Annotated in this window: 15 protein-coding genes and 1 pseudogene; 13 read left to right on the top strand and 3 right to left on the bottom strand. The window is 65.6% G+C overall.

Going from position 1 to position 19,803, the window contains the following annotated elements; genetic code table 11:
- The first annotated feature begins 74 nt into the window (after positions 1 to 74).
- The 7 genes from rseP (at position 75) to lpxB (ending at position 8,432) form a co-directional block, all read left to right on the top strand.
- Entirely contained in the window at positions 75 to 1,229 is a 1,155-nt protein-coding gene (gene rseP, locus ASG03_RS15800) for an RIP metalloprotease RseP (protein ID WP_062694444.1), read from the top strand.
- Between the two features lie 232 nt (positions 1,230 to 1,461).
- On the top strand, positions 1,462 to 3,804 hold the full coding sequence (bamA, locus tag ASG03_RS15795; RefSeq protein WP_062473786.1) for an outer membrane protein assembly factor BamA: 2,343 nt from the start codon (positions 1,462 to 1,464) through the stop codon (positions 3,802 to 3,804).
- Positions 3,805 to 3,851: 47 nt separating this feature from the next.
- On the top strand, positions 3,852 to 4,922 hold the full coding sequence (gene lpxD / locus ASG03_RS15790; protein WP_062473783.1) for a UDP-3-O-(3-hydroxymyristoyl)glucosamine N-acyltransferase: 1,071 nt from the start codon (positions 3,852 to 3,854) through the stop codon (positions 4,920 to 4,922).
- Between the two features lie 20 nt (positions 4,923 to 4,942).
- Positions 4,943 to 5,416, top strand: a complete 474-nt coding sequence (fabZ, locus tag ASG03_RS15785) for a 3-hydroxyacyl-ACP dehydratase FabZ (RefSeq protein ID WP_062474542.1) — start codon at positions 4,943 to 4,945, stop codon at positions 5,414 to 5,416.
- 1 nt (position 5,417) lies between these two features.
- Positions 5,418 to 6,230 (top strand): acyl-ACP--UDP-N-acetylglucosamine O-acyltransferase, encoded by an 813-nt coding sequence (lpxA, locus tag ASG03_RS15780; protein ID WP_062694442.1) that lies wholly within the window; start codon positions 5,418 to 5,420, stop codon positions 6,228 to 6,230.
- A gap of 5 nt (positions 6,231 to 6,235) precedes the next feature.
- Complete coding sequence (locus ASG03_RS15775; RefSeq protein ID WP_082475803.1) at positions 6,236 to 7,153, top strand: LpxI family protein; 918 nt, start codon at positions 6,236 to 6,238, stop codon at positions 7,151 to 7,153.
- Between the two features lie 88 nt (positions 7,154 to 7,241).
- Complete coding sequence (lpxB, locus tag ASG03_RS15770) at positions 7,242 to 8,432, top strand: lipid-A-disaccharide synthase (RefSeq protein ID WP_062694440.1); 1,191 nt, start codon at positions 7,242 to 7,244, stop codon at positions 8,430 to 8,432.
- 132 nt (positions 8,433 to 8,564) lie between these two features.
- On the opposite strand, the gene ASG03_RS15765 is transcribed toward lpxB, so the two are convergent.
- Complete coding sequence (locus tag ASG03_RS15765) at positions 8,565 to 9,284, bottom strand: HAD family hydrolase (protein WP_062694439.1); 720 nt, start codon at positions 9,282 to 9,284, stop codon at positions 8,565 to 8,567.
- 350 nt (positions 9,285 to 9,634) lie between these two features.
- On the opposite strand from ASG03_RS15765, the gene rpiA reads away from it, so the two are divergent.
- The 4 genes from rpiA to ASG03_RS15745 all read left to right on the top strand — a co-directional run bounded on the left by rpiA (position 9,635) and on the right by ASG03_RS15745 (position 14,334).
- A complete protein-coding gene (gene rpiA, locus ASG03_RS15760; protein WP_062694437.1) occupies positions 9,635 to 10,339 on the top strand; it encodes a ribose-5-phosphate isomerase RpiA in 705 nt (234 codons plus the stop codon).
- Between the two features lie 68 nt (positions 10,340 to 10,407).
- Positions 10,408 to 10,962, top strand: coding sequence for a DUF2059 domain-containing protein (locus ASG03_RS15755; protein WP_062473772.1), 555 nt, complete (start codon positions 10,408 to 10,410; stop codon positions 10,960 to 10,962).
- 222 nt (positions 10,963 to 11,184) lie between these two features.
- Positions 11,185 to 12,573 (top strand): glutathione-disulfide reductase, encoded by a 1,389-nt coding sequence (gor, locus tag ASG03_RS15750; protein WP_062694435.1) that lies wholly within the window; start codon positions 11,185 to 11,187, stop codon positions 12,571 to 12,573.
- Positions 12,574 to 12,954: 381 nt separating this feature from the next.
- Positions 12,955 to 14,334 (top strand): class II 3-deoxy-7-phosphoheptulonate synthase, encoded by a 1,380-nt coding sequence (locus ASG03_RS15745; RefSeq protein WP_062473763.1) that lies wholly within the window; start codon positions 12,955 to 12,957, stop codon positions 14,332 to 14,334.
- 97 nt (positions 14,335 to 14,431) lie between these two features.
- On the opposite strand, the gene ASG03_RS15740 is transcribed toward ASG03_RS15745, so the two are convergent.
- Positions 14,432 to 14,977: a DUF1003 domain-containing protein gene (locus ASG03_RS15740; RefSeq protein ID WP_062473761.1), complete on the bottom strand. Its 546-nt coding sequence runs from the start codon at positions 14,975 to 14,977 to the stop codon at positions 14,432 to 14,434.
- Positions 14,978 to 15,225: 248 nt separating this feature from the next.
- Here ASG03_RS15740 and ASG03_RS15735 point away from each other — a divergent pair, with 248 nt between their 5' ends.
- Positions 15,226 to 17,124, top strand: coding sequence for a methyl-accepting chemotaxis protein (locus ASG03_RS15735; protein ID WP_062694434.1), 1,899 nt, complete (start codon positions 15,226 to 15,228; stop codon positions 17,122 to 17,124).
- Between the two features lie 187 nt (positions 17,125 to 17,311).
- On the opposite strand, the gene ASG03_RS15730 is transcribed toward ASG03_RS15735, so the two are convergent.
- Positions 17,312 to 19,243, bottom strand: coding sequence for an LTA synthase family protein (locus ASG03_RS15730; protein WP_062694432.1), 1,932 nt, complete (start codon positions 19,241 to 19,243; stop codon positions 17,312 to 17,314).
- Positions 19,244 to 19,519: 276 nt separating this feature from the next.
- Between ASG03_RS15730 and ASG03_RS22070 the strand changes: the two are divergent.
- Positions 19,520 to 19,803, top strand: a pseudogene (locus ASG03_RS22070) (TolB family protein); the annotation flags it as partial.

Raw genomic sequence — 19,803 nt, 5'->3', positions numbered from 1 at the left:
TGAGCCCGCCTCCGGCGATCTGAGCCCGCCTCCGGCGATCTGAGCCCGCCTCCGGCGATCTGACAAGGACGACGATGACTTATCTGGCCGATCTTCTGCATATCTTCGTGGGCTATATCGTCCCGTTTCTGCTTGTCCTCACCTTGCTCGTCTTCGTGCACGAGATGGGGCACTATCTCGTCGGGCGCTGGTCGGGCATCAAGATCGTTGCCTTCTCCATCGGATTCGGGCCCGAGCTCGTCGGCTTCAACGACCGCCGGGGAACGCGCTGGAAGATCTGCGCCATTCCGCTCGGCGGCTACGTCAAGTTCTATGGCGACGAGGATGCGGCGAGCACGCCCGACTACCGGGCCCTCGAGGGCCTGTCGGCCGAGGAGCGCGGGCAGACCTTCCTCGGAGCCGCCCTGTGGAAGCGTGCCGCCACGGTTGCCGCCGGGCCGATCGCCAATTTCCTGCTCGCCATCGTCATCTACGCCCTGTTGTTCTCCACCTACGGCAAGCCGATCGCCGATCCCGTGGTGTCCGAGGTGAAGGCCGGCAGTGCCGCTGCCGAATCGGGGATCCGCCCGGGCGACCTTCTCGTCTCCATCGACGGTTCGACGGTGACGACATTCGACGACGTCCGCCGCTATGTCGGCGTGCGCCCGGAGATTCCGATCGTCGTGGAAATCCGCCGCGACGGGCAACTCCTGCAGGTGCCCATGGTGCCGAAACGCAGCGAGATCACCGACCAGTTCGGCAACAAGATGGAAATGGGCATCATCGGCATCCTGACGAACCAGGAGAGCGGCAATTTCCGGCTGCAGAGCTTCGGGCCGCTCGAGGCGATCGGGCAGGGCGCGATCGAGAGCTGGCACATCGTGACCGGCACCTTCGCCTATCTCGGCAATCTCGTGACCGGGCACATGAAGGCCGACCAGCTGGGCGGGCCGATCCGCGTGGCGCAGGCCTCCGGGCAGATGGCGACGCTTGGCGTCGCCGCGGTGCTCCAGCTTGCCGCCGTCCTGTCGGTCTCGATCGGCCTTCTCAACCTGATGCCGGTGCCCGTGCTCGACGGCGGACACCTGATGTTCTACGCGATCGAGGCGATCCGCGGCCGGCCGCTCGGCGCCTCCGCGCAGGATATCGCCTTCCGCATCGGCTTTGCCATGGTTCTGATGCTGATGGTGTTTGCCACCTGGAACGATATTTCTTCCCTTGTCGGGCGAATGAGCGGCGCGGTTGGCTAAAGGTTAAGGAAGAGGCGCTAAAACGGTCGAAGCTTCTCTTCAAGGATTTGATTAGAAACGATTTGTTTACGATAATTCTTGTCTGTAGTGGCCGTTCAGCCACGGTGGGAATTGAAGTAAACGGAAATTAACGTGCTACCTTGCTTGTATGAGAAAAGCGGGTAAAACGGCAGGCATGACCGGAGTCGGCACGAGTTCGCCGCGGGACATTGGAAGAAGGTAAGATCAGAACATGAAGGCTGGTTCAAAGTTTTTGAACGCGGTGTCGGCGGTTGCGCTGTCTGCAGGGATTGTCGCATCTGGAACTGGCGTCGTGTTTTTTGCCAGTGCGTCTGTCGCTGAAGCCGCGACGATCCGCCGCGTCGACGTTCGCGGTGCGACGCGTGTCAGCGCCGAAACGGTCCGCTCCAACATCACCATCGTTCCCGGTCGGGAATTCACCAATGCCGACATCGACGCTTCGGTGAAGCGCCTGTACGACACGGGCTACTTCTCCAATGTCAGCATCAACGTGTCCGGTGGCGCGCTGGTCGTCAACGTCAGCGAGAACAACCTGATCAACCAGGTGGTCTTCAACGGCAACCGCAAGATCACCGACGACAAGCTGGCCGGGGTCGTCAAGACCCGCTCGCTGAGCGCCTATAGCGAGGCGACCGTGCAGGCCGATATCCAGTCGATCAAGGATGCCTATGCCGGCATCGGCCGCAACGACGTGACCGTCACCGTGCAGACCGCTCCGGTCGCCGAAGGTCGCATCAATGTCGCCTTCGTCGTCAACGAGGGCGATCGCACGAAGATCCGCGCGATCAACTTCGTCGGCAACAACGCTTATAGCGACGGCCGTCTCCAGGGCGTCATCGCCACCAAGAAGTCCGGCATCCTCTCCTTCCTGAACCGGAAGGACGTCTACAATGCCGACAAGCTGCGTGCCGACGAGGAGCAGCTCCGCCAGTTCTACTACAACCGCGGTTACGCCGACTTCCGCGTCGTCAATTCCGATGCCGTTCTCGACGAGACCGCCAACGAATACACGATCACCATCACGGTCGAAGAAGGCGAGCGCTACGACTTCGGTCCGGTCAATGTCGAATCGACCGTCGAAGGCATCAATGCCGATGAGCTGAAGGGCCTCGTCCAGAGCCGCCAGGGCACGATCTACAAGGCCAAGGACGTCCAGGAAACGATGTCGGAGATCTCCAAGCGCGTCGCTGCGCAGGGGTATCCCTTCGCCCGCGTCACGCCGCGCGGCAACCGCGACTTTGCGGGCCGCACGATCGCCGTGGATTACCTCGTCGACCAGGGCGAGCGCGCCTATATCGAGCGCATCGAGATCCGCGGCAACACCCGCACGCGCGACTACGTCATCCGCCGCGAATTCGACATGAGCGAAGGCGACGCCTTCAACCAGGAAATGATCGCAACGGCCAAGCGCCGCCTGGAAGCGCTCGGCTACTTCTCGACCGTCAACATCTCGACCCAGCAGGGCAGTGCGGCCGACCGCGTCGTCGTCGTCGTCGACGTGCAGGACCAGTCGACCGGTTCGTTCGGCATCGGCGCCGGCTATTCGGCCGGCAGCGGTGGCGGCTTCCTGGTGGAAGCGTCGATCGAGGAAAAGAACTTCCTCGGCCGGGGCCAGTACATCCGGATTGCAGCCGGTCGCGGCGAAGACAGCCGGACCTACAACGTGTCGTTCACCGAGCCCTACTTCCTCGGCTACCGTCTGGCCGCCGGCTTCGACGTGTTCAAGAACGAGAACGACTTCAACGACGACAACTACAGCTACGAGGATCAGGGCTTCAGCCTGCGCGTCACCGCGCCGATCACCGAGCGCCTGTCGTCGACGCTGCGCTACAACTTCACGCGTTTGAACTATCACGCGTCGGACGACGAACTGAACGACCTGTCGACGCCTTACCGCCGCGTGGTCAACAATTCGCCGTGGACGCGCTCGTCGGTTTCCAACTCGTTCACCTACAATTCGCTCGACGACGCCCAGCTGCCGCATGAAGGCATCCTGGCAACGGCGACGCAGGAACTGGCTGGCCTCGGCGGCACGTCGGACTTCTACAAGCTGACGGCCAAGGCCAAGTGGTACTACACGGTCAACGACGACGCCGACGTGATCGCGTCGCTGTCGGCCGGCGCCGGCCACGTGGTCGGGACCACCGGTCCGATGGAAGTGTTCGACCAGTTCCAGATCGGCAGCAACGAAATCCGCGGTTTCGAGCGCAACGGTATCGGTCCGCGCAGCCGCGAATATGACGATGCCGTCGGTGGCACGACCTACTTCACGGCCTCGGCCGAAGCGACGTTCCCGCTGCCGGGCATTCCGCGCGACGCCGGGTTCCGTGGCGCCGTGTTCGCCGATGCCGGCACGCTTTATGGCAACGACGTCAAGGTCAGGGCCAGCGACCGGGTCGTCGGAACGGATGCATCGCTGCGGGCCTCGGTCGGCGTCGGCCTGTTGTGGGCATCGCCCTTCGGTCCGCTCCGCGTCGACTACGCTGTTCCGATCGCCAAGGAAGATTACGACAAGGTGCAGAACATCAAGTTCGGTATTTCGTCGAATTTCTGATATCGGCAGTCCAGAACTGCATGCCAAACTGTTCTGGAGTCTGGCCCATGGATGCTAACTGGTTTTTCCCGCCGCATGACGGGCTCCGCCTGAGCGATCTGGCGGAGCGCATCGGCGCTTCGCTGCAGGACGAGACGGCCGGCGACCGGATCGTTTCGTCCATCGCGCCGACCTACAGGGCCGGCCCTCGCGACGTCTGCTACATGCTGCAGCGGCGCTATCGCGACGAGTTCTCGACCTCGCAGGCCGCCGCGGTGATCTGCAACGAGGCGGTCGCGTCGATCGTGCCGCCGCACATTCCCGTCTTGCTCGCCAAATATCCCCACACCGCCTTTGCCCTGGCCGGGGCGATCTTCCATCCGGATGCGCTGCGCCCGGTCCAGAATCTCGGTGGCCAGAGCGGTATTTCCCCCGCGGCCTTCGTCGATCCGACGGCGCGGCTGGAGGACGGCATCGACATCGAGGCAACCGCGGTGATCGGGGCAGGGGTGGAGATCGGCTCCGGCACGCGCATCGCTGCCGGCGTCGTCATCGGCCCCGGCGTGCGGATCGGGCGCGACTGCACGATTTCCGCCGGCGCGACGATCCTCTGTGCCCTCGTGGGCAACCATGTGATCATTCATCCCGGCGCCCGGATCGGCCAGGACGGCTTCGGCAATGCGCCGGGACCGCGCGGCGGCATGATCAAGATCGTGCAGATCGGCCGCGTCATCCTGCAGGATCACGTGGAGATCGGCGCCAACACGACGATCGACCGCGGCGCCATGGACGACACCGTTATCGGCGAAGGCACGAAGATCGACAATCTGGTCCAGGTCGGCCACAACGTCCGCATCGGGCGTCACTGCGGCATTGCGGCGAAGGTCGGCATTGCCGGCAGCACGCGCATCGGCGACGGCGTGATGATCGGCGGCGCGGCCGCGATCAACGGACATATCACGATCGGCGACCGCAGCCAGATCGGCGCGATGAGCGGCGTGGCCGCGGACGTGCCGGCCGGCGAGCGGTATGGCGGCATTCCCGCGCGTCCCATGCGCGACTTCCTGCGGGAGGCGGCCGAGATTGCGGCGCGGGCCAATCTAAGAAAGCGCAAGACGACGACGGGAGACAAGCAATGAACGATACCCCAACCGGCGATATGCCAACCGAAAAGACAGGGGCAAACGTTCTCGGCACGGCCGACATTCGCGAGATCATGAAGCTCCTGCCGCACCGCTATCCGTTTCTGCTGGTCGACAAGATCATCGAGATCGACAGCGACAACTCGGCAATCGGCATCAAGAACGTGACGGCGAACGAGCCGCATTTCACGGGGCATTTTCCCGACCAGCCGATCATGCCGGGCGTTCTCCTGATCGAGGGCATGGCGCAGACAGCGGGCGCGATCTGCGCGCGCAAGACCGCGACGGGCAGCAACCTCGTCTACTTCATGACGATCGACAATGCGCGTTTCCGCAAGCCGGTCGTGCCGGGCGACCGCGTCGAGTATCACGTGGTCAAGCAGAAGCAGCGCGGCAGTATCTGGAAGTTTCACTGCGACGCCAAGGTTGACGGGCAGCTGGTCGCGGAAGCGGATATCGGCGCCATGATCATCAGCAAGGACGAAGCCTGACATGATTGCCGAGAGCGCCAAGGTTCATCCGTCCGCCGTCGTCGAAGACGGGGCCGTCATCGGCGAGAACGTCACCATCGGTCCGTTCTGCCATGTGGGCGGTCAGGTGGAGCTGGCCGACGACGTGGTGCTGATGAGCCATGTCGTCGTCATCGGCCGGACGAGCGTCGGCCGCGGCACGAGAATCTTCCCCTCCGCCGTCATCGGCGGCGATTCGCAGAGCGTGCATCACAGCGCCGTGGATACGCGGCTCGTGATCGGTGCGAACTGCACGATCCGCGAGGGCGTGACCATGAACACCGGCACGGTGGAGCATGGCGGGCTGACCTCCGTCGGCGACAACAACCTGTTTCTCGCCTATGCGCATGTGGCGCATGACTGCCGGCTCGGCAACAACATCATCCTGTCGAACAACGTGATGCTGGCCGGCCATGTGGTCGTGGAAGACCGGGCGATCCTCGGCGGCGGCTCGGCCGTCCACCAGTTCACCCGCGTGGGCCGCCAGGCCTTTGTCGGCGGTCTCTCGGCCGTGAGCTACGACGTCATTCCCTATGGCATGCTGAACGGCAATCCCGGCATTCTCTCCGGTCTCAACGTCGTCGGCATGTCGCGCGCGGGCCACGACAAGGCCGTGATCCACGAGGTGCGCCGCGCCTACAAGCAGATCTTCGACGGAACGGGCTCCGTGCGCGCCAATGCCGCCGCGATCCGGCAGGACTACCTCGACTGTGCGCCTGTGCTCGAGATTCTCGATTTCATCGGTGCGGACAGCGACCGGGCCCTGTCATCCCCCACCCGGGGAAAGAAGGGCTGAGCGCCATGCCCGGCCCATCCTCCAAGGATCCGCTGGCGGTATCGACACCGCCGGGACTTGGCGGTCGTGCCGGCAAAGGGCGGCTGGCGATCATCGCCGGCGGCGGTCGTCTGCCGCATCACGTGGCCGATGCGGCACGGGCGAGCGGCGAAAACCCCTACATCATCGCGCTGACCGGGGAGGCCGGCGACGGCTGGAGCGGCTATGACAGCCGGACGCTCGGCATCGGCAACTTCCGGGACATCAGCGCCACCTTCCGCCAGGAGGGCATCGACCGGGTCGTGCTCACCGGCGGCGTGCAGCGCCGTCCGGAATGGCGCGACATCCGCCCGACCTTGAAGACGCTCTCGCGCGTGCCTGCGGTTCTGAAGACGCTGATATCGGGCGGGGACGATGCGGTGCTGAAAATGGCGATCGCGCTGATCGAGGCGAGCGGAGCTCGTGTCATCGGCGTCCAGGATATCGTGCCGGCGCTTCTCGCCGAGATCGGACCGATCGGCCGGATTGCACCCGATGGCGACGATCTCAGGGACATCGCCGTGGCGACGGCTGCCGCCAATGCGCTCGGCGCGCTGGACGTGGGCCAGGGCGCCATTGCCGTTGGCGGCCGTGTCGTCGCGCTGGAGGGGCCGGAGGGCACCGACGCGATGATCGCGCGCGTGGCCGGCCTGCGGCGCGACGGCCGAATTTCCCAGCGGCGGCGCGGCGTGCTGGTCAAGCTCTGCAAGCCGCAACAGGATCTGCGCGCCGATCTCCCGTCGATCGGGCCCTCGACCGTGGAAAGCGCGCTTACGGCCGGTCTCGCCGGCATCGCGGTGGAAGCGGGCCGGGCGCTGGTTCTGGAGCGCGCCGCAACCATCGAGAGCGCCGATCGTTCGGGGCTGTTCGTGACGGGGCTCGACCGGACGCAGCCGCTGTCCTGACGACGGCCCGCGCAGGGCACGGGGCGCGTGCAGGACGGAAGGACGCGCCGGAGCCGCGTCGGAACTCTCAGATGGACGAGGTGCGTGCATGCCGAATGAAAACAGGGCCGACCCCCTCAAGGTCGCCATCATCGCCGGCGAAGTGTCCGGCGATCTGCTTGGCGGAGACCTGATCCGGGCGCTGAAGCAGCGTGCCGGCCCCGTCTCGCTCGTCGGCGTCGGCGGCGAGGAGCTGGAGGCGCAGGGCCTGGTGTCGCTGTTCGACTATTCCGAACTGTCGATCATGGGCATTTCGCAGGTGCTCGCCCGGTTGCCGACGCTTCTCCGGCGCATCCGGCAGACGGCGGATGCGGTCATCGCGGCGCGGCCGGATGTGCTGGTGATCATCGACAGCCCCGATTTTACCCATCGCGTCGCCAAACGCGTGCGGGCGTCGATGCCCGGGCTGCCGATCGTCGACTACGTCTGCCCGAGCGTCTGGGCCTGGAAGCCGGAGCGGGCCCTGCGCATGCGGCCCTATGTCGACCACGTGCTCGCCGTCCTGCCGTTCGAGCCCGAGGCGATGGTGACGCTCGGCGGCCCGCCGACGACCTATGTGGGGCATCGGCTTGCCTCCGACGAGCATGTCCTCTCCGTCCGCGCGGCCCAGTGGGCGAAGGGCGACGCGCGCGCGCGCGATGGCTGGCAGCCGACCTGTCTCCTTCTGCCGGGTTCGCGCAGTTCGGAAATCACGCGGCTGCTGCCGGTGTTCCGGGAAGCGGTGGAGATCCTGGCCAAGCGCTCCCCGGGCTTCCGCTTCGTGTTGCCCACCGTGCCGCGGCAGGCCGACACCGTGCGCGCGCTCGTGCGCGACTGGCCGGTGGATGTCGAGGTGCGGGTGGGCGCGCAGGCCAAATGGGCGGCCTTCGCGCAGGCCGACGTCGCCATGGCGGCCTCAGGCACGGTGATCCTCGAGCTCGGCCTCTGCAGCATTCCCGTCGTCTCGACCTATAAGGCCGACTGGCTGATCCGCATGATGCACAAGCGCATCCGGATCTGGACGGCGAACCTGCCGAACCTGATCGGCGACTACGTCATCGTTCCCGAATATTTCAACGAGTCCATCCGGCCGGGCGCGCTTGCCCGCTGGATGGAGCGGCTGGCTGCCGACACGCCGGAGCGGCGTGCCATGATCGGCGGGTTCGACGCTGTCTGGGATATCATGCGCACGGAGGTGCCGCCGGGCGAGCGCGCAGCAGCGCTGGTCATGGAGACGATCGCCACGAAGGCCGCGGGCTAAGCGCGTTGCGTGAAAAAGGAGTCACGCGACCCGCTTGAAGATCTTATCGTGATGCATGTCGTTTGCCGAAACCGGTGCATACTCTCGGGCGACCTGCATTCGCGATCGGCCTCGGCCCGAGCGCGCCCGGTTTCACGCCTGTCCGGCGAGAAGGCGTTCGACGAGGTCCGGGGTGAGTTCGGTAAAGTGGGAGATGACCACGGACGGCGCCAGGGTCTCCACGGCGACATCGGAATAGCCGAAGGGCACGGCGATGGAGGGAACCTCGGCGTTGTGCGCGACGAGAATGTCGTTGCGGCTGTCGCCGATCATCACCGCACGCCCGGGCGTGCCGCCGGCAAGGCGGATGGTGGCGAGCAGGTGCTCAGCATGCGGCTTGCGCACATCGAACGTGTCGCCGCCGGTAATCGCGGCAAAGCGGGACGTCAGGCCGAGCGCCTCGATCAGCGTCCGTGCCAGCATTTCCAGCTTGTTGGTGCAGACGGCCAGGCGATAGCCGGCAGCCGACAGCCGGTCCATGGCATCGAGCACGCCGGGATAGGGCATCGATGCGCCGGGCATGGTGGCGTGGTAATGCGCAACGAACTCCTTCATCTGCCAGGCGAGATCGTCTTCGCTCAACGGCTTCTCGCGCATCGCGAAGGTCCGCTCGATCATCGCCTGCGCGCCGTGGCCGACGAGATGCGTCAGGTCGTCATAGCCGACCGGTGCCAGGCCGGCCTGGGTCACCGCATGGTTGAGGCTTGCGACCAGATCGGGTGCGGTATCGACCAGCGTGCCGTCGAGGTCGAAGACGATGGTGGCCGGCGGCAGGGCGCCCGAAGACGCGGAAGCAGAGGTCGAGAGGGGCATCGGGGAGGGCCTTTTGCGGTCTGAGGTTGCCCGTGGGCGTATGCGACCGGGCCGCGAAATGCAATCGTTCGGGCGGATCCTTTGCCCCGATCCGCATTGGTCCGTTCGCGATCTGCGGCGGCTCCTCGCTTGTTTCGCCGGGAAGACGGCCCGGCATCTCCGGGAATCGCGCACGCCCGGAAAGCGGGCGGGCCAGGCCGATGCGGGCCAGGTGCGGGGCAGGTGCAGGGGGAAGGCACCTGGCTGCGACGGTCTTCGCGGCGGGGGCTTTCCTCTGTCGCATGGGCCGTGTAAACCTCCGGGCGGCCGGGCCTTGCCCGGACGACGGGTTCAACGGGAGACAGCGGCGCATGGATGCCCGCCAAATGAAGATCAAGGCCGCTGAAGCGGCGCTGGCCCATGTCGAGGACGGCATGCGGCTCGGGATCGGCACCGGCTCGACAGCCGAGGAGTTCATCCGGCTTCTGGCCGAGAAGGTCGCTTCGGGATTCCGCATCGAAGGGGTTCCGACCTCCGAGCGTACGGCGCGGCTCTGCCTCGACCTCGGCATTCCCCTGCGGTCGCTCGACGAGCTGCCGGAACTCGACCTGACGATCGACGGTGCGGACGAGGTCGATCCCGCCCTCAACCTCATCAAGGGTGGTGGCGGCGCGCTGCTCCGGGAAAAGATCGTCGCGGCCTCGTCGGCGCGCATGATCGTGATTGCCGACGAAAGCAAGGTCGTCGACACGCTCGGCGCGTTCAAGCTGCCGATCGAAATCAATCCCTTCGGGCAGAAGGCGACGCTGATCGCCATCGAGAAAACGGCCGCAAGGCTCGGCCTTTCGGGCGATCTGGTGCTGCGCAGTTCGGGCGACGGCCTGTTCGAGACCGATGGCGGGCATCTGATCGTCGATGCATCTTTTGGCCGCATTCCTGATGCAGATGCGCTGGCGCGCGAGCTGAACGGACTTCCGGGCGTGGTCGAACACGGCCTCTTCATCGGCATGGCGTCCCTGGCGATCATCGCCGGCGCGGCGGGTGCCAGGGAGATGACGAGCGCTCGATCGGCCTGATCCCCCACAGACTTTACCGGACGCGTCGAACCGACACGACGCCCTTGAACATACAGGAGCTTTTTCGAATGAACAGATTTGCAGGCCGGGTCCGCGTCTTGACCGCCTTCGTTCTTCTCGCAACAACCGCACCGGCTGCCTTTGCCCAGGACGTGACGGAAGATCACCTGAAGGCCGCGCGCGCCGCGATCGCCTCCATCGGTGCGACCGACAATTTCGACAATATTCTCCCCAATCTCGCCGAGCGGCTGAAGGTCAACCTGATCCAGTCGTCGCCGAACTACCAGGACCTGATCTCGACCACGGTCGATGCCAAGGCGCTGGAGCTGGCCGGCCGCCGCGCCGACCTCGAGCGGGAAGCCGCAACCATCTACGCCAAGACCTTCACGATCGAGCAGCTGAACGCCATCAGCGCCTTCTACCAGTCGGACGCCGGCAAGAAGCTTCTGAACGACGGCCCGATCGCCTCGCGCGAAATGATGAAGGCGGCCGATATCTGGGCAGCCGGCGTGTCGCGTGACCTGAGCGCCGAAGCCACCAAGGCCCTGCAGTCGACGCTGGCGCCGCCGGCCGACGCCGCCGGCCAGCCGCCGACGGCTCCGGCCCCCGCGCCGGCACCCTGAGGATCGGCTTTCCCGATCATTTTTCCTGATCTCCTCGTTTCGTCTCCGGCGTGATCGCCGCTGCGGATCGTCAAAGCCCTCCGGACCTCTCCGGGGGGCTTTTCTTTTGCCGGCGCGGCGCACTATATCAGCGACATGCCGACAGGCTGCGCCGGACAGGACGGAACAGACCGCGCCGCGCCCGTTGACCCCCGTTCTCGTCTCTCGTCCCCGGAGCCTTCCATGACATCTTACGACTATGATCTCTTCGTCATCGGCGGCGGATCCGGCGGCGTGCGCAGCGGCCGCGTTGCGGCTTCGCTCGGCAAGAAGGTCGGGATCGCCGAGGAATTCCGCTATGGCGGAACCTGCGTCATCCGCGGCTGCGTGCCGAAAAAGCTCTATGTCTACGCTTCCATGTTCTCGACCGACTTTCAGGACGCCGAAGGTTTTGGCTGGACCGTGGGCGAGACATCGTTCGACTGGCACAAGCTGGTCGCGGCGAAGGAGACAGAAATCACCCGGCTGGAAGGCCTCTACCAGAAGGGTCTTGCCAATGCCGGTGCGGACATCTTCCACAGCCGGGCCGAGCTCGTCGGGCCGAACAGCATCAAGCTGCTTTCGACCGGGCAGATCGTCACCGCGGAACGGATCGTCATTGCCGTCGGCGGCCGGCCGTCGCCGCACGATGCGCTTCCGGGAAGCGCACTGGCCATCACCTCGAACGAGGTGTTCGACCTGCCCGAACTGCCAAGGTCGATCCTGATCGCCGGCGGCGGCTACATCGCGGTGGAGTTCGCCAACATCCTGCACGGGCTGGGCGTCGAGACGACGCTGATCTATCGCGGCAAGGAGATCCTCTCCCGCTTCGACCGGGACATGCGCCAGGGCCTGCACAAGGCGATGGTCGACAAGGGCATCCGCATCCTCTGCGAGGACATCATCGAGACCATCTCGGATGGCGAGCATGGCGGGCGGCAGGTGACGACCCTGAAGGGCGAGATCCTGACCGTCGACCAGGTGATGCTGGCGCTCGGCCGCGTGCCCAACACGCAAGGGCTGGGGCTCGACGCCGCGGGGGTCAAGACGGACCACCAGGGCGCCATCATCGTGGACGCCTTCTCGCGCACCAGCGCCCCGGGCATCTACGCGCTGGGAGACGTGACCAATCGCGTGCAGCTGACGCCGGTCGCCATCCACGAAGCCATGTGCTTCATCGAGACCGAGTACAAGGGCAACCCGACGTCGCCCGATCACGACCTCATCGCCACCGCCGTCTTCTCCCAGCCGGAGATCGGCACCGTGGGCCTTTCGGAAGACGAGGCCGCGCAGACGCTCGGCGACGTCGAGATCTACCGGACCGAATTCCGGCCGATGCGGGCCACGCTGTCGGGCCGGTCGGAGAAGACGATCATGAAGCTGGTGGTGAACGCCGCGGACCGGAAGGTTGTGGGCGCGCATGTTCTCGGGCCGAGCGCCGGCGAGATGGCCCAGCTTCTCGGCATCTCCCTGAAGGCCGGCGTGACCAAGGACGATTTCGACCGGACCATGGCCGTGCATCCCACGGCGTCGGAAGAGCTGGTGACGATGTACGCGCCGAGCTATCGCATCCGCAACGGCGAGCGCGTGTAGAACCGGGCGGGCTGCTGCCGGAGCGTTCCCGAAGGCCTTTTCGGGCGCGGCCGCGTCCCGCCGGTGACGGCCGTGAGGACGGGCACGACCCAGCTGAGGCCCTTCCAGGCCGGCTGGTCGAGCGGATCGGCGAAAGCCGCCCGCTTTTCGCCGGCGCTGGATATCCCTCTTGTAGCCCCGCCGGTGCGATGCGGAAGAGTGTAGATCGCGGCGCTTGCGAGACGGCGAGTGCCTGATCGGCCGCGCGCTGTGCGTGACCGGCCGACGGGCTTTGCAAGCGGCGTCTTAACGTCTATAAGCCCGCATCGAAGACGGCGCCGGAGGGGGTGCCGGTGCGACGAGGCCCGCCGGACGAGGCGGGACCGTGAAAGGCGAAACGAGATGGCACAGAACTGGACACCGACCAGCTGGCGGCAGAAGCCGATCAGCCAGGTTCCCGACTTCCCGGATGCATCCGCCCTGGCGGCGACCGAGGCGCAGCTGGCGACCTATCCGCCGCTCGTCTTTGCGGGCGAGGCGCGCAACCTGAAGAAGGCGCTCGCCAATGTTTCGGAAGGCCGCGGCTTTCTGCTGCAGGGCGGCGATTGCGCCGAAAGCTTTGCCGAGCATGGCGCGGACACGATCCGCGACTTCTTCCGCGCCTTCCTGCAGATGGCCGTCGTCTTGACCTTCGGCGCTCAGCAGCCGGTGGTCAAGGTCGGCCGTATCGCTGGCCAGTTCGCCAAGCCCCGCTCGTCCAACATCGAGCGCCAGGGCGAGACCGAGCTGCCGAGCTATCGCGGCGACATCATCAACGGCATCGATTTCACGCCCGAGGCGCGCATTCCGAACCCGGAACGGCAGATCATGGCCTACCGCCAGTCGGCCGCGACGCTCAACCTGCTGCGTGCCTTCGCGATGGGCGGCTATGCCAATCTCGACAATGTGCACCAGTGGATGCTCGGCTTCGTGAAGGACAGCCCGCAGGCCGAGCGCTACCGCAAGCTCGCCGACCGGATTTCCGAAACGATGGACTTCATGAAGGCCATCGGCATCACGCCGGAGACCAACCCGTCGCTGCGCGAAACGGATTTCTTCACCAGCCACGAGGCGCTGCTGCTCGGCTACGAGCAGGCGCTGACGCGCGTCGATTCGACCTCGGGCGACTGGTATGCGACGTCCGGCCACATGATCTGGATCGGCGACCGGACACGCCAGCCCGACCACGCCCATGTCGAATACTGCCGCGGGATCAAGAACCCGATCGGTCTGAAGTGTGGCCCGTCCATGACGGCCGACGGGCTGATCGAGCTCATCAACATCCTGAACCCGGCCAACGAGGCGGGACGGCTGACGCTGATCTGCCGCTTTGGCCACGACAAGGTTGCCGAGCACCTGCCGCGCCTCATCCGCGCCGTGCAGCGCGAGGGCAAGAAGGTCGTCTGGTCCTGCGATCCGATGCATGGCAACACGATCACGCTCAACAGCTACAAGACGCGGCCGTTCGAGCGGATCCTGAGCGAGGTGGAGAGCTTCTTCCAGATCCACCGTGCCGAGGGCACGCATCCGGGCGGCATCCATATCGAGATGACCGGCAACGACGTGACGGAATGCACGGGGGGCGCCCGCGCGCTTTCGGGCGCCGACCTTGCCGACCGTTACCACACGCATTGCGACCCCCGCCTCAATGCCGACCAGGCGCTCGAACTGGCATTCCTGCTTGCCGAGCGCATGAAGGGCGGACGCGACGAGAAGCGGATGCTGGTCAACGGCTGGGCGTAAGCCGCCGCGCATTGGTTCATCGAGACAGACAGGAAAGGGCCGGGGAGCGATCTCCGGCCCTTTCTTCGTCTTCGTCAGGAGCGTTCTCCTCCCGCGCTCAGTCGCGGCGGGTTTCGTAGGCTTCGAGACGATCGTGCAGCCGGGCGACATTGGCCTGCAGCGCGGCGATTTCGCGCAAAAGGACGTCGTCGATCTTGTGATGAAGCGAGATCAGCTCGATTTCCGATTTCAGGTTGACCTCGTAGTCCTTGGACGCGTTCAGCCGGTCTTTTGCCGCTTCCCGGTTCTGCGACATCATGATGATCGGCGCCTGCAGCGCAGCCACCATCGACAGCACGAGGTTGAGGAAGATGAAGGGATAGGGATCGAAGGCGGCGCTTTGGCTGAGAAGCACCGTGTTGACCAGCGCCCAGCCGGCGAGGAACACGAGAAAGCTGATGATGAAGCCCCAGGAGCCGCCGATGCGGGCGATCTGGTCGGCGACGCGATCGCCGAGATCCTGACTTGCGACGAAACGGGCATTGACGTCTTCCGACAGCGTCTGACGTGCATGCGCCCGGCCGAGCACATGGCGTTCCACCGCGCCCAGCGCGGCTGCCGGTTTGTTGAAGAGGCGGCGGGAGATTTCTTCGATGCTGGACATGCGGGCTCCGGGTCTCGGCGGGATTTCTTCAGCCCTGTCGCCCCGTTTCCGGCGGAACTGTGTCCGTGGAAGCCTGAAAACGAACGTCGACGGCAGGCATAAAGGTAAGTTAAGCCTTAGTTATTCGTTTCCGCGCTAAAAATGAAACCGCGCGATGTGCGAAAGTCCCGATGCGCCTTGCCGGACATGAGTCCTCTTTCCCCCTTTCCCTGTCTATTGCGCGGTGATGCGCTTCGCCGGAGTTCCGCATGTCGTTAAAAAATCTTTCCATCCTGAAGAAGGTTGGGCTGGTCGTCCTCGTCATGGGATTGTCCTCGGCCGCCATCGCCACCGTCGGCATACGCGGCATCGGCGCGCTCGGGGACACCATGGTTTCCGTCGGCATGCGAGAGGAGGTCGCCCGGGAGGCGATGGATCTGCGGGTGGACGTCATTTCGATCAGCCGCATGACCTACCAGCTCGCGGCCGATCCTTCCAAGGCGGCGGATGTCCGCACCGAATCGGCGCGCCGCCAGAGCGAGATGCTGGCGCGGCTGCCCAAGATCGAAACGGCCGCCGACGAGACGCAGCGTGCCCAGCTGAAGACGGTGGAAGACAAGCTGCAGGCCTATTTCACGACCATCAACGCGATGGTGGATGCGGCCGCGGCGCCCGGCGCGACCAGCGCCTCGATGACGGCACCGCTTTCCACGGCGCTTGATGCACAGAAGGCGGTCACGACGGCGGTCAAGGCCTACAGCACCTATTCCGGCGACGCGCTGGCCGCAGCCCGGTCCGATGCGCTCGAGAGCGCCTCCATGGCGATGGTCGTGGAAATCGGGGCGGCCATCGCCGCCATCGCCCTCGGCGGCTTCGTCAGCCTGCTCGTGGCGCGCCGCGGCATCGTGGCGCCTGTGCGCGCCATGACCGGCGTGATGCGCGACCTGTCGGAGGGACGACTCGATGTCGGCACGATGGAAACCGACCGTCGCGACGAGATCGGCGAGATGGGCCGCGCGCTTGACGTCTTCCGTCGCAACGCCATCGCCATGCGCGACATGAAGGCGCAGGAAGCCGCGCTCCAGGCGAGCAGCAGCGACCTGCAGTCGAGCATCGCCTCCGTGGTGGCCGCAGCAGTCGCCGGCGACTTCACGGCACGCATCAACCGGGATTACGGCTCGCCGGACCTCAACCGCTTTGCTGCGAGCGTCAACGAGCTCGTCGGCAGCGTGGACAACGCGATCGCGGAACTCCGCCGCGTCATCGAGGCCCTGTCGCAGGCCGACCTGACACAGAGCATGAATGGCCGTTTCCAGGGTGCGTTCGGCGAACTGCAGGCCAATGTCAACGCGACGATGGTCACGCTGCGCTCCACCATGGAGAGCGTGCGCGGGGCGGGTTCGACGATCTCGGACAGCTCGGCGGAACTGAGCGGTGCGGCCAACGACCTGTCGAAGCGCACCGAGCAGCAGGCCGCGGCGCTGGAGGAAACGGCGGCCGCCCTCGACGAGATCACCGCAACGGTGCGCACGTCGTCCACGCGCGCCCACGAGGCGCAGGAAATGGTGCGCGAGACGAAGGAGAGCGCGGCGCGGTCCGGCCTGATCGTCCGCAGTGCCGTCGATGCCATGGAGCGCATCGAAGGGTCGTCCAGCCGCATCGGCCAGATCATCGGCGTGATCGACGAGATCGCGTTCCAGACCAACCTCTTGGCGCTGAATGCCGGCGTCGAGGCGGCGCGGGCCGGCGAGGCGGGTCGCGGCTTTGCCGTCGTTGCCCAAGAGGTGCGCGAGCTTGCGCAGCGCTCGGCCAATGCGGCCAAGGAGATCAAGTCGCTGATCAGCGCCTCGGCCACCGAGGTCGAGGGCGGCGTGACGCTGGTGCGCTCGACGGGGGCCGCGCTGCTCGAAATCGAAACGCTGGTCAATCAGGTCAACGCCCATGTCGAAAGCATCGCCACGGCCTCGCGCGAGCAGGCAACGGCGCTCGGCGAGATCAACACGTCCGTGAACCAGATGGACCAGATGACGCAGAAGAACGCCGCCATGGTGGAGGAGACGACGGCGGCCAGCGAAACGCTCGCCGACCAGAGCCGCCAGCTGCAGCAGCTGCTCGCCCGTTTCCAGCTGGGACAGGGCTTCAACCCCGGCGCCCGCCGCGCGGCATAGCGGGGCGCAAAACCGTCGCAGAAAAGGGTGCGGGCACTGTCCGCACCCTTTTTTCGTTCGGGAAGCGCTCTCGCGCTTGCGACCCCCGTGAGAGGGGGCGACGCCTGCTCCGCCAGGCCACGCGGGGCGACCATGACGTCAGTGTGTGCGGCGTCGTATGCGGGTCAGACGCGAGGCGGGCGGTGGCCTACATCACCGGCTGGGGGAAGAGCGCGCCGTGGGTCTCGAAGAACCGGTCGGTGCCGTAGCGCTTGCCGAACATCATGTCGTGCTGGAGAAAGCGGTAGTCGCGCAGCACGGGGGCGATCTTCTTGTTGCGGGACCAGGCTTCGGTGTCCTTGCCGGCGGCATCGATCAGCATGTAGCGATCGACGACGTGGTAGCGGCTGAAGACGTCGCCGAGGAACGCCGTGTAGTAGGGATGCTCGAAGCCGCCGGTCTTCAGGACCTGATAGGACAGGAAGGCCGGGCTGATCGTGCCGATATCCTTGACCGGGCCCGACTTGTTCGACCAGACGACCAGCGGGGTCTCGTGGCTGGACGACATCTGGTCGACGGTGCCCTTTCGCGAGGCCGTGACGTCCGGCATGTAGCCGGTCGAGGTGTAGACCGTGTTCAGGGGCGGCAGATGGTCGCCGAACAGCACGATGATCGTTTCCCGGTCGCGCGTCTTGGCCCAGTCCATCAGCATCTTCAGGCTGTCGTCCGCTTCCTTGACGCCCTGCGCATAGGTTGCCAGCACCTGCCGGTCGTTTTCCGGCAGATCGCCCTCGACCTTGATCGTGTTCTTCGCATAGCGGTTCGCCTCGTAGGGGCCATGGCCCTGCAGCGTCACCGTAAAGAAGAAGAAGGGGTCGCGCAGCTCGTCGGCCTGGCGCATGATCTCTTTCGTCAGCGCTTCGTCGGAGGCGAAGATGCCGCGTTTCTCCATGGGCGGCAGGCTTTCCTCCGAGCGGAACTGCTCGAAGCCGAACGCCTTGTAGACGGCGCTGCGGTTCCAGAACCAACCCTGGAACGGGTGGACGGCCCGGGCGACATAGCCTTCGCCGCGGAAGAAGGTCGCAAGCGACGGAATCGGATTGCGGATATACTGCTGATAGGGAATGCTGCCATAGGGCAGGAACGCGTTCGAGAAGCCCGTCAGCGCCTCGAACTCCACATTGGCGGTCATGCCGCCGAATTCCGGAGAGAACACCGCGCCGGACTGCAGGCTGCGGATCGTCGGCATCGGATCCGGCGAGAGCGTGACGTTGGGCAGACGCGTCGGATCCCAGAGGGACTCGCTCATGACGACGATCACATCCGGCTTGCCGCGATGCGTCGTGCCGGCCGCGACCGGCTCGGTCGGGATCTTGTCGATGGCGTCGGCCATGTAGCCCGCGGGGGCGGCCACATTGGCCATCGGTAGGTTCAGCACGAAGGCGAGCGTGAAGCCGTTGTGACGATAGTTCTCGGTCTGGTCCCACATGATGGGAATGATCTGCAGCCGATCGCGCACCCAGGAGAACTGGTTGTAGTCCATAAGATGGTAGAAGCCGCCCAGCAGCGGCAGGGCGACCGCGAGCCGCGCGAGGCGCTGGCGGCGCGTGAGGCGGGGGAAGCGGCGCCAGGCGTGGCGCACGAGCCAGGTGAGGCCGGCCAGCGACAGGACGAGCCCGACGGCAATGCCGATCGCCGTGCCGGGGCGGTCGCGCACCAGGACCGGCATCAGCTCCATGATCTGCCGGCCGAACAGGAAATCGGTCGGATAGAGCGGATCGGACAGGAAGATCTGCTTCTGGCGCGTCACGAGGGCCGGCACCAGCGCAAGCGGGGCGATCAGGACGATGCCGTATTCGGCGCGACCGGCGATCGCATCCACCGCCAGGAAGAGAAGGAAGAAGATGAAGGCCGTGACCCAGGCGGGCCGCGCAGGATCGAGGAAGAACGCCGTCGCCTCGGCCGCGGAGTTGCGCGCGATCCACTCGACGATGAAGATCAGCGAGACGGCGAGCAGGAAAGAGATGAGGGTGCTGCGAAGGTGGGACAGAAGCCTTGAGGGACGGACGTCCTGCGCCACACCGGGTCCGTAGACGTCCGCGGAGGGTCTTGCGTTCACGGCAGACTGAAAACTCGCCATGGCCGGCTCCCTTCACAAATTCTTCGCATGCCTGTCATATCGGTGTCATGTTGAACAGAGGATGAATGTGCTTTCCCACGCACAATACGCGTGATCGCAGGCGAACCATCGCATCCCCATGAGCGGCAACAGCCCTCAAGCAGGGACACGACCGGGTAGGAAGGCCGGCGTGTCGGCTTGGGCGGCGGCTTAGGCGTTGGCTTGGGCAGAAACCGCCTGGGTGGAGGCTTGGGCAGGGAAAGCCGGGCAAAAAGAGCCGGGACGAGGAAGGACGATATGCGCAGTTCGGTTGAAGTGTTCACCGTGGAAACGGGCGAGACCCGCGTGGTCTGGCAGACGGACCGGTTGGTCGAGGCGCCGAATTTCACGCCCGACGGCGACGGGCTGATCCTCAACGGCGACGGCCGGCTCTTTCGGATCGGCCTTGCAAACCCGGTGCCGGAGATGATCGACACCGGTTTCGCCACCCTGCTGAACAACGATCACGGCCTTTCGCCGGACGGGGGACGAATCGCGATCAGCGACAAGACGGCGTTCGGGAAATCCGCGATCTACACGCT

It is taken from the genome of Rhizobium sp. Leaf341 (assembly GCF_001424325.1).
Lineage (GTDB): Bacteria > Pseudomonadota > Alphaproteobacteria > Rhizobiales > Rhizobiaceae > Ferranicluibacter.
Note: the sequence above shows the minus strand (reverse complement) of the source record. Positions and strands in the feature narration are given on the sequence as shown.

Coding starts and splice junctions, on each gene's coding strand:
- rseP (WP_062694444.1), top strand. CDS start 75: ATGACTTATCTGGCCGATCTTCTGCATATCTTCGTGGGCTATATCGTC.
- bamA (WP_062473786.1), top strand. CDS start 1,462: ATGAAGGCTGGTTCAAAGTTTTTGAACGCGGTGTCGGCGGTTGCGCTG.
- lpxD (WP_062473783.1), top strand. CDS start 3,852: ATGGATGCTAACTGGTTTTTCCCGCCGCATGACGGGCTCCGCCTGAGC.
- fabZ (WP_062474542.1), top strand. CDS start 4,943: ATGCCAACCGAAAAGACAGGGGCAAACGTTCTCGGCACGGCCGACATT.
- lpxA (WP_062694442.1), top strand. CDS start 5,418: ATGATTGCCGAGAGCGCCAAGGTTCATCCGTCCGCCGTCGTCGAAGAC.
- ASG03_RS15775 (WP_082475803.1), top strand. CDS start 6,236: ATGCCCGGCCCATCCTCCAAGGATCCGCTGGCGGTATCGACACCGCCG.
- lpxB (WP_062694440.1), top strand. CDS start 7,242: ATGCCGAATGAAAACAGGGCCGACCCCCTCAAGGTCGCCATCATCGCC.
- ASG03_RS15765 (WP_062694439.1), bottom strand. CDS start 9,284: ATGCCCCTCTCGACCTCTGCTTCCGCGTCTTCGGGCGCCCTGCCGCCG.
- rpiA (WP_062694437.1), top strand. CDS start 9,635: ATGGATGCCCGCCAAATGAAGATCAAGGCCGCTGAAGCGGCGCTGGCC.
- ASG03_RS15755 (WP_062473772.1), top strand. CDS start 10,408: ATGAACAGATTTGCAGGCCGGGTCCGCGTCTTGACCGCCTTCGTTCTT.
- gor (WP_062694435.1), top strand. CDS start 11,185: ATGACATCTTACGACTATGATCTCTTCGTCATCGGCGGCGGATCCGGC.
- ASG03_RS15745 (WP_062473763.1), top strand. CDS start 12,955: ATGGCACAGAACTGGACACCGACCAGCTGGCGGCAGAAGCCGATCAGC.
- ASG03_RS15740 (WP_062473761.1), bottom strand. CDS start 14,977: ATGTCCAGCATCGAAGAAATCTCCCGCCGCCTCTTCAACAAACCGGCA.
- ASG03_RS15735 (WP_062694434.1), top strand. CDS start 15,226: ATGTCGTTAAAAAATCTTTCCATCCTGAAGAAGGTTGGGCTGGTCGTC.
- ASG03_RS15730 (WP_062694432.1), bottom strand. CDS start 19,243: ATGGCGAGTTTTCAGTCTGCCGTGAACGCAAGACCCTCCGCGGACGTC.